Source organism: Gracilibacillus halotolerans (assembly GCF_014206945.1).
GTDB classification, from domain to species: Bacteria; Bacillota; Bacilli; order Bacillales; family Amphibacillaceae; genus Gracilibacillus; species Gracilibacillus halotolerans.
On the sequence record NZ_JACHON010000010.1, the window covers coordinates 36,401 to 51,396 of the forward strand.

Below are 14,996 nucleotides of genomic sequence, written 5' to 3' on the forward strand. Positions count from 1 at the left end.
AATTTATTTCACTACATTAACCTGATTTATTTTTTTCTTATCATGTGAATTATCTCGCTTTACATTTAATAAAGTTAAGGCACTTTCATACAAAAAGTAGGATGCTTTAATGATTGCTGATTCATCTATCGTAAAAGAAGGATGATGCCATTCTTCATTTCCGTTTGTGCCAAAGAAAACAAACGCACCCGGAATTTCTTGCAGATAAAAGGCAAAATCTTCACCACCCATCGTTGGTTGAGCTTCGATAGTCTTTAAACCTTGTTTTTTGGCTGCTTCATTTACTAGATCTATTGTTTCTGTATCATTAATTAATGGTGGAGGTCCTGGAAACCAATTCACGATTGCTTCCCCAGAATGAGCACGTACAGTATTCTCAACGATTGCTTTAACCCTCTCTTTAATTTCTCCACGAATTTGATCATTAAATGTTCGTATTGTCCCCTCGAGTGTTACTTCCCCTGGAATGACATTCCAAGTACTTCCACCTGTTATTTTTGTCACGCTTACGACAGCACTTTCCAACGGAGATATATTCCTGCTTACAACGGACTGAAGTGCCCAAACGACCTGTGATGCTGCAAGAATCGAGTCTTTTCCATTTTGCGGAATTGCAGCATGACTACCTTTACCAGTCACTGTAATATGAAAACGATCCACCGACGCCATAAGAGCCCCATCTTTTACACCAATTGTCCCAACTGGTAAATCAGGTTTATTATGGAGACCAATGATAGCCTCCACTCCTTCAAGTTGCCCGTCACGAATGGCCTGTTCTGCTCCTCCACCAATTTCTTCGGCTGGCTGGAATAGAAATCTAATCTTGCCTTTCCACTTCTTTAGATCTTTTTTTAGTAGAGCAGCTGCTCCTATTAATGCAGCAGTGTGGAAGTCATGACCACAAGCATGCATAACACCTTTTATCTTTGATGCAAAGGGTAAACCTGTCTGTTCTTCGATTGGTAATGCATCAATATCCGCTCGAAGTGCAATGGTTGGTCCAGAACTTTCACCTTGTAATTCTGCAAATACTCCTGTTTTCATGCTTGTGTTACTTATCTTTAACCCTATCTCATCCAATTTTTCTTTGATAAATTTTGTTGTTTCAAATTCTTGTGTGGATAATTCCGGATATTGATGTAAATGACGCCGAATTGCAATCAAATATTCGTTTAAATCGGATGAAAGCATACCATCCCTCCTCTAAAGATCTAATCTGTAGCACTTAGAAACCATATTTCCTCTAGAAAAATCGTTTGTTTTATCTCTTTGAAAACCTAATTTCTTATATAGTTGGACTGCATGAACCATAAAATCAGTTGTATGCAAATAGATGCTTGATTCACCAAGAGCTTTTACTTTTTGAATTGCGTTATTTAGTAAGACATTACCAACACCTCGGCCTCTCGCTTCTGGGTGAACTGCCACTAACCGAATAATAGGTGCTTGAATCTGAAGTTCTGGAATTTCATATGCTTCCACTCCTGAGCGAAATAACTGCAAGGTACCAACAACTCGCTGTTCAAGCTCAGCTACAAAAATAATATCTACATTCGGATTATCAATAGATGAAACAATTCGATTGGAATACTCCTCCCATGCTTGGGGAGTGAAATAATGCTCATACTGTTGATAGCTTTCAATCAATAGTAGCCGTACTGCTTCCGCATCCTCACTAACCAACTCTTTAACAATGATTTGATTGTTCATTAATTTGCTCATTGCTCCCCTCCATTTCAGGTTTTAACCTCCTTAAGATTGTGTGGCTTCCACTCTCGCCATTATTTCAATGGGGCTTAATAATTGAAACGAACGGAACCGTTCCGCTTCTTTCCAAATCGGTGTATGTAACATAAACTCATCCACATGAAAAAGCTGGTGTAGTCGATTTAATTCCTGCGTAACATATTCGGGTGTGCCAGCGATTATCTCTGCTGTCTTTTCTTGAACCTCAAACGGTCCTTCTGCTTGTTTTTCGTATGCCTTTACTTGCTCTTCTGTCTGTACAGTTAATGTCCGGCCATTATGAAGGTGTAGTATGAATAATTTATGATCCTCTGCTAATTTCACCGCTTCTTCTTGAGTTGGTGCTGCAAGTACAGTTAAGGCAACGATGAATTTTCCATCTTTAAAGTCTTTCTTAAAGGAATAAGCTGTTTCTTTGATAATCTCTTCATTACTATTTAAAAATCCCGCAAAAACAAAATTGACCTTTAATTTAGCTGCCAGTCGGGCACTATTGACACTTCCTCCAAGTAAATATATATCTGGTTTCTTATCTGGCTTGGGTAGCGCTTGAATACCTGCCAAGGGATGATTTTGCTCAATCGTCTCATCGACCAACCTTTTCAAAAATTTTATGCGCTCATTAAATTCATTTTCATTATTGAAAGGTCCATTCTGTAAGGCTTTCGTTGACAACGGTAATCCACCAGGTGCCTTTCCTATCCCTAGGTCTACCCTTCCAGGAGCGAGTGTTGCCAAGACATTAAAATTCTCAACAACTTTATATGGACTATAATGTTGTAACATCACTCCACCTGAACCCAATTGGATGTTATTTGTATGTGCTAATAAATGTGAAATTAACACCTCTGGAGAAGATCCTGCTACTTGTTCCATATTGTGATGTTCCGATACCCAGAAGCGGGAGTATCCCCATTCTTCAGCCTTTTTTGCCAACTTAATCGTATGTTGAAAGGCATCCGTTGCTGTTTCTCCCTTGAAGACAGGACTCTGATCAAGAATTCCAAGTTTGTAGTCCACGATATCCCCTCCATTTTCTCCAAAGAATTAAAAATAGACAGCACTCCACTCCCTTAGAAATAGAGGCTGCCTTTAGTTGTCTAATCGGCAAGGTGTATTTTGTTTGTTAGCTTGCATTCTTGAATTGATTACTTTCTAATGGATTCTATTTACGTTTTTTCCGTTTCTTACGTTCCTCTTAAATAACTAGGACGTTTCATTAACTCTTTGCAACAACTTTTCCAAATGTTCTATTCCTACTTTTGTTACTGCTTCATATACATTACCTCGGCCAATTTCCACAACAGGAACATGGCGAATTCCGTATTTAGCCTTTAAAATATCTCTTCGGTCTTCATTTTCTGTTATATCAATCGTTTGGTAATCTAACTCTTTACCTTCTAAATATGTCTTCACTTCTTCACAATAACTACACCCTTGTTTCGACCAAACCACAATATTTTTATTCTCTGCCATCTAGATTCCTCTTTTATTTAATATTTTTTATATCTTCTCTAGGCCAATTAGTCATCCTATCGTAAAGACGGATTAAATCTTATCCCCAAATTTCTTTAGATAAATCAACTATGGATTTTAGTTTTCTCCATTGTTCTTCTTCCGTTACTTTATTACCATGATGGGTAGAAGCAAATCCGCATTGTGGACTTATAGCAATTTGTTCAAGTGGCACATATTTAGATGCTTCCTTGATTCGTGCTTTAATAAATTCCTTATCCTCAATTTCACCATGTTTAGACGTAAAGACCCCAAGCACCACTTTTGGACCTCCTTTTGGGATGTAACTTAAAGGCTTAAAATCTCCAGAACGCTCATCATCATACTCCAAGAAAAATCCATCTACCTTTTCCTTCGCAAATAGCGTTGGTGCAATAATTTCGTAACTTCCCTCAAATGCCCAATTCGATCGGTAATTTCCACGGCATAAATGTGTCGTTACAACTAAGTCTTCAGGCTTTCCTTCCAATACTTCATTTATCACACGTAAAGCAAGTTCAATGAGTTTTTCTCTAGAATATTTCCCATCATTAAATGGAATATCAGGTGAGGAAAGACCTGCAATATACACATCGTCAAACTGTAAGTAACGAACACCAGCATCGTAGAAAGCTCGTAAAGCGTCGCGATATGTTTGAATAACATCATTAGCGTATTCCTCAATGTCAGGATAAATATCCTCATTAATTATCCCTTCGTTAAACAACTGATTTGGACTAGGTATCGTTTGTTTCGCAACTGCACGACCATCAACAATTTCATTAAATTCAATAAAATCTTCAATAAATGGATGCTCTGGATTGAAAGAAACTTTTCCTGTATTGCGGATATTGTACCTTTCTGTTTCCTCATTACCATGGAAGATATACCCCACACTTGGCACATAGCCCTCTATTCCGTTTAAATGCTCTAAAAAATCAGTATGCCAAAATCTCCGTCTAAATTCTCCATCAGTTACTGCTTCCAATCCAACTTCAATTTGTTTATCAACGATTCTCTTGATTTCTTTTGTCTCTATTTCACGTAATTGTTTTGCTGTAATTTTGCCTTCTTGGAATTCCCTTCTTGCTTCATGTATACTCTCTGGACGTAATAAACTTCCGACATGATCTGCTCTAAATGGCGCTTTCGTTAATGTAATTGACATTTTCATACCTTCTTTCGTTTTATTTTTTGTACACTAGCCAATATTTTTTGTCAGACTTCGCAGAATTTGATACTACAAAGCTTTGAGATTCATAGGTTATTCACCTCCTAAAATGCAGTTTAAAAGCCAAAAGGCATCTAACGTTTCCCAATCAAGATTGGAAAACATTAGATGCCTTTAGTTGTCTAATCGGCTAATTTATTATTTGTGTTACAAGAATTTTTCTTGCCAAGCAGAAGAGATTGACCTTAGCTCATAGCAAAAGTTAAATATTAAAAAACCTCTTCCTATTAGAAACAAGAAGAGGTTAAATTTAGCTTTACTACTCTCTTCTCATCTTAAAAGCACTTGGCTTACTGGAATTGGCACAGTACTGATATCAGTCTGTTGCCGAGGCTTCAACGGGCCAGTCCCTTCACCTCTCTGGATAAGAAAATAACTAATTATTAAATTTTAATTTATATTACACTCACCCTTTCCATTTGTCAAATACATTTTTCTATTTATTCTAAAAATTTTTTGCCATTCCGTTCAACTATGCTTAAGACTAATTCTATTCTTACTTCCACAAGGACAGGAAAATTATGAAGGGCCGTATGTCTTAACACTAGCAATTGATGATGAGTTTATAGATAAGAACATCGCTATTTTCTATTTAAACGAGGAAACAGGTGAATGAAAAAATATCGGTGGAGAAATTAATAAAGATAATAAACCAATCTCAGTAATAGTAAATCACTTCTCAAGATATGATGTATTTGTTATCTCAATGCTTCTGTCTATAATATCCAAAACACATAAGATTTACTTACCTATGAACACACGAAAAGGCCTTTCAACAGTTTAGCGAACTGATGAAAGACCTTCTCTAATAAAAGAGTTTTATTTTTAATTACCGTAATCAGATTAGTAATTTCTTGCGATTTTTCATCTAATCCTTCCACATTATCTACAGCAGTTTTTACTATTCTACCAATGATTTCTATTTGAACTTGTGTTTCCTACATTAGCTTTTACCTGTGGCAGTCATTTCATTAACCTATTTAGAAGATTTAGTTATTATAGAACCTACTCGCTCAGATTGAATAACCGGTTCAGTAAAGTTTTTCATAAAGTTGGAAAGATTATTAGTATCACTAGCCTGAGATTCTGACCCTTTTACTAATTCCTGCATTGTATCTCAACTTGTACTGCCGATGATTTTACTTTGACTGCGGAATTTTTCAAGCTGTAATGATAACGAATGCTAAGGCCAAAAATAAAATACCACCATATTTCCAACCAATATACCAATTAGATATTTTTAATGTCCTCAATTTTTTCACCCTCTTTGACTTATTTAATTCTAAATGAAAGGATTTAAATTAAATAAGTCACTTTCAATAGGGTTAAGCCCACCACATTTCACCAACATCTTCACTAAATAAACATTGCTTTAGCAAATCGATAGCTTTTCCTAAACCTTCATCTACAGATGCCAGCATATCTTCATGTTCAATTGATAATACATGGTCATATCCAACAGCCCTTAGAGTGCTTATAATATCTTTCCAAAATTTTTCATCATTGCCGTATCCAACTGACCTAAAAGTCCACGATCGATCTAATATTTCGCCATAATGCTTAGTATCTAATACTCCATTTAATTTGATATTCGATTTATCTAAAAAAGTATCTTTTGCATGAAAATGGAAGATCGCATTTTCCCTACCTAATTTTTTAATAGATTCTATAGGATCAATACCCTGCCAAACTAAATGACTAGGATCATAGTTAGCGCCGATACACTCCCCTACACTTTCTCTTAACTTAAGTAAGGTTTCTGGATTGTAAACAACAAAGCCTGGATGCATCTCAAATGCTATCTTTTTCACACCGTGAGCCAATGCGAATTGTGATTCCTTTTTCCAATATGGAATTACTACTTCATCCCATTGCCAATTCAGCATCTCTTGATACTCCGGTGGCCATGCACATGTTACCCAATTCGGATATTTTGCATTTGGTTGATCGCCTGGACACCCCGAAAAACCATTTACTGTATCAATTTCCAATTTTTCGGCTAACAGCACTGTATCTCTCCATGCCTCATGAGAGACTTTAGCAATCTCTTTATTGGGATGAAGCGGATTACCATGAAAACTTAATCCACTTATAATAAGATTTCTCTTATCTATCTCAGCAATAAATTCATCTAATGCTTGAGGATTATTTAATAAGTAGCTCGGGTCACAATGACTTTTTCCAGGATAATAACCGGTTCCTAACTCCACTGCTTCAAGACCCATTTCGACTACTTTATCTAACATCTCTTTAAATGGTAAGTCTTGATATAATACTGTAAAAACACCTAACTTCATAAAAATCCTCCTACTCTATTTCTATCCATCTTTCTAGTTCATTACTCTTCAGGATGGCATCAACTATTTTCATAATATAATGCGCATCTTCAAATGTGGAATAATCATGTTGCTCACTAGATTTAGGATTTCTAACATGATCATAAAAGTCAATAAATAAATTTTTCAAACCATCGGGCCATCCTTCTTGGTGTCCACCTGGATAGTGCGCTAAGGATCGAGCCTCAGAAGTTAGTAAATCAGGATCCTTTACTAATAGCTCATTTGCTTGATTGCGTTTTCCAATCCATAATTCGTTCGGCTTTTCTTGATCCCAACTTAATGTTCCATCTGCCATAGAAATAGCGAAATGAAAATTATTCTTTCTTCCTGCGCTAACTTGCGAAACATTAAACATTCCTTTTACCCCGTCTTCAAACTGTATTAATACGTGACCAGCATCCTCAGTATCTATATGGACTTCTTGATACTGTTCATGGCTATTATTTGAAAACGTAGAAGCCTCGTTAAACGGTTTCTGTCTTTTGTTATGAACAGTTGTTAAATCCGCAAAAACTCGAACAATCCTTTTACCTAATATATTTTGTATGGTATCACACCAATGTGAACCAATGTCAGCTATTGCTCTTGAGGGTCCATTTAATGTTGAATCCATTCTCCAACTATAATCAGATGGGTATAAACACCAATCTTGAATGTAACCCCCTGATACTAAATGCGGTTTTCCATAATCATTATTCGCAATTTTTGTCTTCGATTCCTTAATCAGCGGATAATGTCGATAATTAAAGCAAACCCCGTTAACTAAGTTTTTTTCTTTCGCTAAATTTGCTAGTTCAGAGGATTCATTACTGTCTAAAGCTAAAGGTTTTTCAGAAAGTACATGCTTTCCTGATTCCAAAATCTGTTTATTCAGAGAATAATGGAGAGAGTTAGGAGTACAATTATGAACTACTTCAATTTCTTTATTGTTTAGTAAGTCTGTCACATCGTCATATGCATATTTTATAGCATGCTGTTTAGCTAGTTTCTCTGCCCTTTCTAGTGATCTAGATACAACCGCTATTACTTGTACATTGGGAATTCGCTTTAACGCCTCAATATGTGAAGTAGCAGAAAAACCAGAACCTATAACTGATGTCTTAATTGTTTTCATTACTAATTTACTCCTTTCTATTTTGTTGCTGTTTTCCTACCAAATGCCACAGCTAATATAATAATAGCCCCTTTAATAATCATTTGTTGACTAACATCTAGTCCCATAAGTATTAGCCCATTATTAATTGTACCAATTAATATCGAACCCATAATTGTACCAATCACTGTACCAACGCCACCAAACAAACTCGTACCACCTAAGATAACTGCAGCAATTACTGATAATTCATCACCCTCACCAAAAGTAAATCTTCCAGCTTGTAATCTACCAGCATAAAGCATCCCTGCAAAGCCTGCTAGAGTCCCTGAAATCACTAGGACTGACAACTTAATTTTCTTAGTATTGATTCCTGAAAACTTTGCCGCACTCTCATTACCACCAGTAGCTAAAACTTTTCTACCAAATTTCATATGTTTCAGTGCAAAATGCCCCATAACCACACAAAGTATGGTCCAAATAAATAACATGGGTAAACCTAAAATTGATCCTGATCCGAATATAAAATTATATGATTGATTTAAGATAGGTATTGGAGCTGTTCCTGATATCCACATCGCAAGACCACGAGCAACCTCCATCATTCCCAGGGTGACTAGAAAGGAAGGAATTAGAACTTTAGATACTAAGAGGCCGTTCACTAAACCTAATAATGCCCCTGTCCCTAGACCGGCTACTATTCCTCCAAACAAGCCAAAGGATTGTAATGCCATAGCAGTAATTATTGATGACAAAGCAGTAATAGACCCTACTGATAAATCTATTTCACCACTAGAAATAACCAATGTCATACCAACTGCCATTATTGATATCATTGCTGTTTGCCTAACAATATTTAAAAGATTATTTGATGTTAAAAAGCCACTATCATTTAATGTAATTGAAAAAGTGATAAACACTAATACGAATGCAATATAAACTATATATTTACGCCAATTAAGTAACTGTTTGTTAATTTTCATTTTGGATTGCATGTTCTAAATCCTCCTCTTGAACAATATCTTTTCTATATATCTCTCTGTCCACTTTGCCTTCCTTAAAAATCAGGATTCTGTCTACAACAGCTAATAGCTCAGACAACTCTGACGAAATAACAATAACGGATTTACCTTGATCGGCTAATTCTTTAATTATTTCGATAATTTCAGATTTAGCTCCAATATCCACACCATTTGTTGGCTCGTCTAATATAAGGATATCCGGATCATTTGCTAACCATTTCGAAAGAACTATTTTTTGTTGATTACCACCAGATAGTAAATTCATTGTCTTATATATATCATCAGTTTTTACATTCAATTTTTTAATAAATCTTTCTGATACATCATTAACAGATTTATTTTTAATGACTGATAACTTTGATACTTTATTTAAAATAGGTAACATTATATTTTCTCTCAAGCTATGTTCTAATACTAAACCTTGCACCCTTCTATCCTCTGGTACTAATGCAATACCTTCATTCATGGCGTCTTGAGGATTCGATATCTTTATTGGTTTTCCATTCACTTTGATTGTCCCAGTATCAATTTTATCTATACCAAACACCGCTTTTGACATTTCTGTTCGACCACTGCCCATTAACCCTGCAATACCCAATATCTCACCTTTAAACAGTTTAAAAGACAATCCATTTACTTTAGACCCTGAATGTAAATCTTGGACTTCGAAAACTGGATTACTTTCATCTAAAAAAGGATTCTTTCTCTCTTTCCATTGAAAGCTATCACCCATATCCTGTCCGACAATATGTGAAACTAAGCTTTTCATCGGCAGATCGTCTACAGGAGAAGTTATAACGTGCTTACCATCTCTTAATACAGTAATCCGATCACTCACTTTATAGATTTCATCCATCCGATGAGATATATAAATAATAGAAATTCCTTTGCTTTTTAATTTTTTAATTAGTTGGAAAAGCACAGTTGTTTCTTTCTTTGTAAGAGTAGCAGTTGGTTCATCCATAATTAAGATTTTGGCATCTTGAGATAACGCTTTGCAAATCTCTGTCATCTGCCAATAACCAACACTTAATTCCTCTAATTTAGTATTTGGATCAACTTTAATATTTAATTCTCTCAATAATTCTTTAGTTTGTTCATTTAGTCGCTTTTGATTTATAAAGCCAGTTTTTTTAAGTTCTTCTCGATTTAAGAACATATTTTCAGAAATAGACATGGTTGGAATTACACTAAACTCTTGAAATATCATGGCAATAGCTGCATTTTGTGCATCTTGTGGTTTTTCAATTCTCACTGGATCGCCATTAATCAATATATTACCTGAATTGGCAGTATAAACACCCGTTAATATTTTCATCAAAGTGGATTTCCCTGCACCATTTCCGCCCATCAGGGCATGAACTTCCCCTTTTTTCAACTCAAAATCTACATCATTTAGAACTACTACATCATTAAAAGATTTATTTATTTTTTCCATCTTTAAAATTGTTTGTGTCAAAATCATCACCCTTTATAATACAAAGGGATCAAATGATCCCTTTGTAATTGAATTTAGCGTTCTATTCGAATCCACTTATCATCCTCGGATGATTGTAATATAGCATCCGAAATAAGTGCGATTTGGTAACCGTCATCAAAATTCGGCGACGCAGAAGAATCTTCTACAATAGCTTTAGCTAAATCATGCACCTCTATAATTTTAGTGTCTGCATAACCAATACCTAAAGCTGGAATTGGCCATAGCCCTTCACCATAAGGATGATTAGGACCTGTGTAAATCGTCTTAAAGCCTCGTTCACCATCAGAGTCACTGGAGAAACACACTTGTAGTTCGTCTCTCCTTTCATAGTTAAAGTAAATTGAACCATTTTCACCATGAATTTCAAATGTCAGAAAATTATTTCTTCCCCAAGCGTTTCTTGTAGCTTCAATACTTCCAACAGCACCACTATTGAATCGAAGCATTGTCATTATTTCATCATCGACATCTACTTCACCTTTAGGTACATTTGCACCGGATTTTATTGTTCCTAATTTGTCAAGCCCACCATCTTGCTTTGGTCTTTCAGGTATCCAAGTCTTTGCTGTTGCCATTACTTCATCAATTTCTCCAACTAAATATCTAGCAAAATCAATTACGTGTGTTCCAATATCACCTAATGCACCCGAACCCGCAATTTCCTTATTAAACCTCCATGAAAGAGGAGAATTTGGATCTGCTGACCAATCTTGCAAATAGGTTCCTCTAAAATTTAGTATTTTACCAATCTTTCCTTCCTCAATTATCTTTTTAGCTAATGCAACTGCTGGTGTTCTACGATAATTAAATGCAACCATATGCTTGACTCCGTATTTTTGAACTGCATCTAACATAGTTTTAGATTCTGCTGCATCTCTGGCTAGAGGCTTTTCTGAAATAATATGCTTCCCTGCCTTAGCCGCCGCAATTGCAATCTCTGCATGAGAGTTATTTGGAGTAACAATATCAACAACATCTATTTCAGGATTGTCAATAATATCTTTCCAATTAGAAGTGTAATCAGCAAATCCTAAACGATTCGCCGCATCCTTTGCCAGTTCCTCTGTTACATCTGCAATCATCATTTTGTTAAATTTCGCTGGAGCTGGCCAAAAGTACATTGGCATCCCTGTATATGCTAAAGCGTGAGCCTTTGCCATAAAGCCAGCACCAATCATTCCTACATTTAAAGTTTTCATTGTAATCCCCCTAATCTTATTAACATTTTCACTTTATTATTCTGCTGCATCTACTGCATCTATAATTTCTTGAGGTGCTGATGAATTATAAACCATTTCCCATGATTCTAATAAGTTATCTTGGGTAACTTTTAGCGAAGGTACTGCTACATAAGGTGGCGTATCTTTACCTAATAAGGCGTAACCTGCCAAAATTGCTTCTGATGTACCTTGAACATAAGGTAATTGTGCTCCTAGACCTTTTATTGGTCCACCTTGAGCAATATTTAAGGCTACATTTGCGCCAAGGTCAATTGTTGTAATCACTATATCTTCTCTACCTGCTGTTCTAGCTGCTGCTAAAATCCCTTCAGAAGGTACATCCCATACACCAAATATACCGTCTAAATCTGGATTACTTGTTAACATTGCTGATGCGACATCCAAACCATCCTCAGGATCAGAAATTCCACCACGATCTACTATTTCAATATTTGGATACTCTTCTGAAATAGTTTTTTCAAAAGCTTCCACTCTTTGTGCAGTTACAAAGAAATCAGCATCATGATACACTACTCCAATTTTGCCTTCTCCGTTTAATTGCTCACCCATTATTTCTGCCGCTGCTATACCGTTACCGTAGTTATCGGCTGATACTACACTTACATAGTCTTCACCATGTTGCATACCGTCTGGCACATTGTCCATAAATACAAGTTCCACACCTTGCTTCGCCGCTTTTTGATATGCTGATGCTGTTGATACAACATCTGTTGGGATACTAACGATAATATCCGGATCTTGTGCTAATACTGTTTCAATATCAGATGCTTGCTTTTCAGGTTTAAATTGCGCATCTGTAACTGCCACTACTTCTATTCCCATTTTTTCAAACGCTGTTTCTAAGCCATCAATTTGAGCAGTTGACCAATCATTACCTGCATAGTGCATGACAATTGCAGCCTTATAGTTACCTTCTCTAATTTTTTCAATATCTTCTACTGTTAGTTCTAATGTTGTTGCAGGAACAGCTTCTTCACCATTTGGTCCAGTACTTGAAATTACGCTATCTGCACTAATATTTTGATTTACAGTAATCGGTGTAATCTCCTCGTCACTTGGTGATTTTTCTTGTTGATTTTCATCTCCACTCTCTTCGCCATTTGTTGCTTGATTATCGTTTTCAGAAGAAACATCATCGTTGCTATTACAAGCTGCTAAGACAACACCTAAAATAATTACCATTAAAAAAATTAATAATTTGTTTTTCATAGATAACGCCCCTTTTTATAAATTTTTTTGTAAGTAATTCTTACTAATTTTCGCACCTTCTTTTGGATCATAATAGCTATCTAGTTCCACAGTTATCCAACCATTGTAATTCATATGTTTTAATTCTTTTATTACTTGAGTTAGATTCTGCGTTCCTTCTCCTAATGGTTGGAAGTTGTCATTACCAAAGTCCTTAAGATGAACATACTGAATTCTGTCTTTAAATTCTTTAATGAATTCAGCCGGATCACTACCAGCAGCTTGTAAATGAGCAGTGTCAGGACATAGATGAATACTTGTGTGTTTTATCAACTCTCTAGTTTGTTCAATTGTTTCTACTGTTGAACCTAAGTGAGGATGGTAACTCGCTAATAAATTATGGTTTTCAGCTACAACTTTTACCTTCTCTAATGCATCCCCTAACTTTTTGTAATCGGTATCATTAATACCTGCAGATCTAATAGCGCCACCTCCGATAACCAGGTGTTTTGCACCAAATTCATTGGCTAAGTGTGCTACTTTATTTATCTTAGCAAGCTCTTCATCTAGAATTTCATCGTAAATGAAATTCGCACCAGTATACACACCTATAAGGGTTAGTTCATTTTTTTTCATTAAATTTTTAAAATCTTCTTTGGAATTTTCATACTGCATTAGGTTTCCATCAAAAATCTCAAATCCTTGATACCCTAGTGAATTCAAGTCACTTAGTGCTTCTTCTGTTGATCCATTTGCAAGGTAGTATGCATCTTTAACTGATGTTACCCCCCCTGGATGTCCAACTACTCCTCCCCAGCAATTCGTTACATAACCTAATTTCAAGTTGATCACTCCTTAACATTACAGATTTAAATAGGGTCTTTTTTTGCAATCGATTACATTTATAGGGAATATCACCCCCTTAAAATTATAATTTTAGTGTTTTTCATAATTAGCTCCACAAGACTCTCTAATAATTAATTCATCATTTAAAACATACTGCTTTTGAATTAAACTATTATTTGAATCTATAATATTAAGCAAAAGTTCCATAGCTTTTTTACCTAAACTAAATTTGGGTTGAGCAATTGTTGTTATACTTGGCTCAAAAATGGATGACATTTCTATATTGTCAAATCCTACTACAACTACATCCTCGGGGACTCTATAATTTCTAGATTTAGCAGCTTTGATCGCACCCATTGCCATTTGGTCACTTGCCGCAAAAACAGCTGTTGGTGGATTTTCTAAAGACAGTAATTTTATCATTTGTTTATAGCCTGAATCGTAGGTGAAGTCACCTTCCTGTATAAGCAGACTTTGACTTTCAATCTGTTTAGTTGATAAGGCTTGCAAATATCCTTTTAATCTATCTTTACTAAGAATTACATTCATCGGGCCAGTAATATGACCGATTCTGGTATGTCCTAAATTAATTAAATGATCTGTCAATTTTCTAGCACTACTTATATTATCGATCGTGACTGATGGAATACTTTCATTTTCATAATACTCGCAGCCTAAGACAATCGGATAAGACTTTGCCATTTCAACTAACTTCTCTTCTTTCATTCTAGCTGTTAATAAAATCATCCCATCAGCTAGTCTTTGTTTTAAAATTTCTGTATAACTAGCCTCGCTATCCTCATCATTTTCTGTATCACCTAGCAGTACCTGATACCCATTTTCTACTGCAACATATTCAATCCCTCTTAACACTTTGGAAAAAATTGATTAGTGATATCAGGAACCACAACAATAATGTTTTTTGTTTTATTCGTCCTAAATTGCCTCGCTACCATATTCGGTTGATAATTTAATGATTCAATGGCATCTAACACTTTTAATCTAGTAACTTCTTTTACCGTTTTAGGGTCCCTTATTACTCTAGATACAGTAGCTGTTGATACATTTGCATATGCTGCCACATCCCTCATCTTAACCATACTTGATCCCTCACTTTGTTAGTAAATAAAAATATTCCTGTTTTGTAATCGTTTTCAATTATAGTGAATTTAACAGCATCTTTCCTAAGACTTAACTATTACCGCTGAACCTTCGTTTTAACAATCTATTATTAAACACTTTTGATTTTTTTACTTACTATATTTTTAAACCTTTTTTCAAGAAACGTATCGATATTACTTTTCAGCATACCAATT

The 14,996-nt window shown here is 35.5% G+C and carries 12 protein-coding genes, 1 pseudogene and 1 riboswitch; all 13 genes and pseudogenes read right to left on the reverse strand.

Annotated features, from left to right (window positions below):
* Window positions 1-3: 3 nt before the first annotated feature.
* Complete coding sequence (locus GGQ92_RS10440; RefSeq protein WP_184248244.1) at window positions 4-1,191, reverse strand: amidohydrolase; 1,188 nt, start codon at window positions 1,189-1,191, stop codon at window positions 4-6.
* Window positions 1,192-1,203: 12 nt separating this feature from the next.
* Window positions 1,204-1,722 (reverse strand): GNAT family N-acetyltransferase, encoded by a 519-nt coding sequence (locus GGQ92_RS10445; RefSeq protein ID WP_184248247.1) that lies wholly within the window; start codon window positions 1,720-1,722, stop codon window positions 1,204-1,206.
* A gap of 30 nt (window positions 1,723-1,752) precedes the next feature.
* Window positions 1,753-2,766, reverse strand: coding sequence for an MsnO8 family LLM class oxidoreductase (locus tag GGQ92_RS10450; protein ID WP_184248250.1), 1,014 nt, complete (start codon window positions 2,764-2,766; stop codon window positions 1,753-1,755).
* Between the two features lie 186 nt (window positions 2,767-2,952).
* Window positions 2,953-3,222, reverse strand: a complete 270-nt coding sequence (locus GGQ92_RS10455) for a glutaredoxin family protein (RefSeq protein ID WP_184248253.1) — start codon at window positions 3,220-3,222, stop codon at window positions 2,953-2,955.
* Between the two features lie 79 nt (window positions 3,223-3,301).
* Window positions 3,302-4,408, reverse strand: coding sequence for a 5-methyltetrahydropteroyltriglutamate--homocysteine S-methyltransferase (locus GGQ92_RS10460; RefSeq protein ID WP_184248256.1), 1,107 nt, complete (start codon window positions 4,406-4,408; stop codon window positions 3,302-3,304).
* 330 nt (window positions 4,409-4,738) lie between these two features.
* Window positions 4,739-4,842: riboswitch (SAM riboswitch) on the reverse strand.
* A gap of 954 nt (window positions 4,843-5,796) precedes the next feature.
* Window positions 5,797-6,768 carry a sugar phosphate isomerase/epimerase family protein gene (locus GGQ92_RS10465; RefSeq protein WP_184248259.1) on the reverse strand — a complete coding sequence of 324 codons (972 nt, stop codon included), beginning with the start codon at window positions 6,766-6,768 and terminating at the stop codon, window positions 5,797-5,799.
* Window positions 6,769-6,778: 10 nt separating this feature from the next.
* Window positions 6,779-7,924 carry a Gfo/Idh/MocA family protein gene (locus GGQ92_RS10470; RefSeq protein WP_184248261.1) on the reverse strand — a complete coding sequence of 382 codons (1,146 nt, stop codon included), beginning with the start codon at window positions 7,922-7,924 and terminating at the stop codon, window positions 6,779-6,781.
* A gap of 17 nt (window positions 7,925-7,941) precedes the next feature.
* Complete coding sequence (locus GGQ92_RS10475; RefSeq protein WP_184248264.1) at window positions 7,942-8,898, reverse strand: ABC transporter permease; 957 nt, start codon at window positions 8,896-8,898, stop codon at window positions 7,942-7,944.
* On the reverse strand, window positions 8,876-10,384 hold the full coding sequence (locus tag GGQ92_RS10480) for a sugar ABC transporter ATP-binding protein (RefSeq protein WP_221437297.1): 1,509 nt from the start codon (window positions 10,382-10,384) through the stop codon (window positions 8,876-8,878). The genes GGQ92_RS10475 and GGQ92_RS10480 overlap by 23 nt, the downstream gene beginning before the upstream one ends.
* A 53-nt stretch (window positions 10,385-10,437) precedes the next feature.
* Window positions 10,438-11,604 carry a levoglucosan dehydrogenase gene (locus GGQ92_RS10485; RefSeq protein WP_184248270.1) on the reverse strand — a complete coding sequence of 389 codons (1,167 nt, stop codon included), beginning with the start codon at window positions 11,602-11,604 and terminating at the stop codon, window positions 10,438-10,440.
* A gap of 36 nt (window positions 11,605-11,640) precedes the next feature.
* Window positions 11,641-12,855, reverse strand: a complete 1,215-nt coding sequence (locus tag GGQ92_RS10490) for a substrate-binding domain-containing protein (RefSeq protein ID WP_184248273.1) — start codon at window positions 12,853-12,855, stop codon at window positions 11,641-11,643.
* A gap of 15 nt (window positions 12,856-12,870) precedes the next feature.
* On the reverse strand, window positions 12,871-13,686 hold the full coding sequence (locus tag GGQ92_RS10495) for a sugar phosphate isomerase/epimerase family protein (protein WP_343068811.1): 816 nt from the start codon (window positions 13,684-13,686) through the stop codon (window positions 12,871-12,873).
* Window positions 13,687-13,770: 84 nt separating this feature from the next.
* Window positions 13,771-14,780 (reverse strand): annotated as a pseudogene (locus GGQ92_RS10500) (LacI family DNA-binding transcriptional regulator).
* Window positions 14,781-14,996 lie beyond the last annotated feature (216 nt).

Excerpts from the sequence above, each read along its gene's own strand:
- GGQ92_RS10455 (WP_184248253.1), bottom strand. The coding sequence starts at position 3,222 with ATGGCAGAGAATAAAAATATTGTGGTTTGGTCGAAACAAGGGTGTAGT.
- GGQ92_RS10475 (WP_184248264.1), bottom strand. The coding sequence starts at position 8,898 with ATGCAATCCAAAATGAAAATTAACAAACAGTTACTTAATTGGCGTAAA.
- GGQ92_RS10440 (WP_184248244.1), bottom strand. The coding sequence starts at position 1,191 with ATGCTTTCATCCGATTTAAACGAATATTTGATTGCAATTCGGCGTCAT.
- GGQ92_RS10445 (WP_184248247.1), bottom strand. The coding sequence starts at position 1,722 with ATGAGCAAATTAATGAACAATCAAATCATTGTTAAAGAGTTGGTTAGT.
- GGQ92_RS10490 (WP_184248273.1), bottom strand. The coding sequence starts at position 12,855 with ATGAAAAACAAATTATTAATTTTTTTAATGGTAATTATTTTAGGTGTT.
- GGQ92_RS10485 (WP_184248270.1), bottom strand. The coding sequence starts at position 11,604 with ATGAAAACTTTAAATGTAGGAATGATTGGTGCTGGCTTTATGGCAAAG.
- GGQ92_RS10460 (WP_184248256.1), bottom strand. The coding sequence starts at position 4,408 with ATGTCAATTACATTAACGAAAGCGCCATTTAGAGCAGATCATGTCGGA.
- GGQ92_RS10470 (WP_184248261.1), bottom strand. The coding sequence starts at position 7,924 with ATGAAAACAATTAAGACATCAGTTATAGGTTCTGGTTTTTCTGCTACT.
- GGQ92_RS10465 (WP_184248259.1), bottom strand. The coding sequence starts at position 6,768 with ATGAAGTTAGGTGTTTTTACAGTATTATATCAAGACTTACCATTTAAA.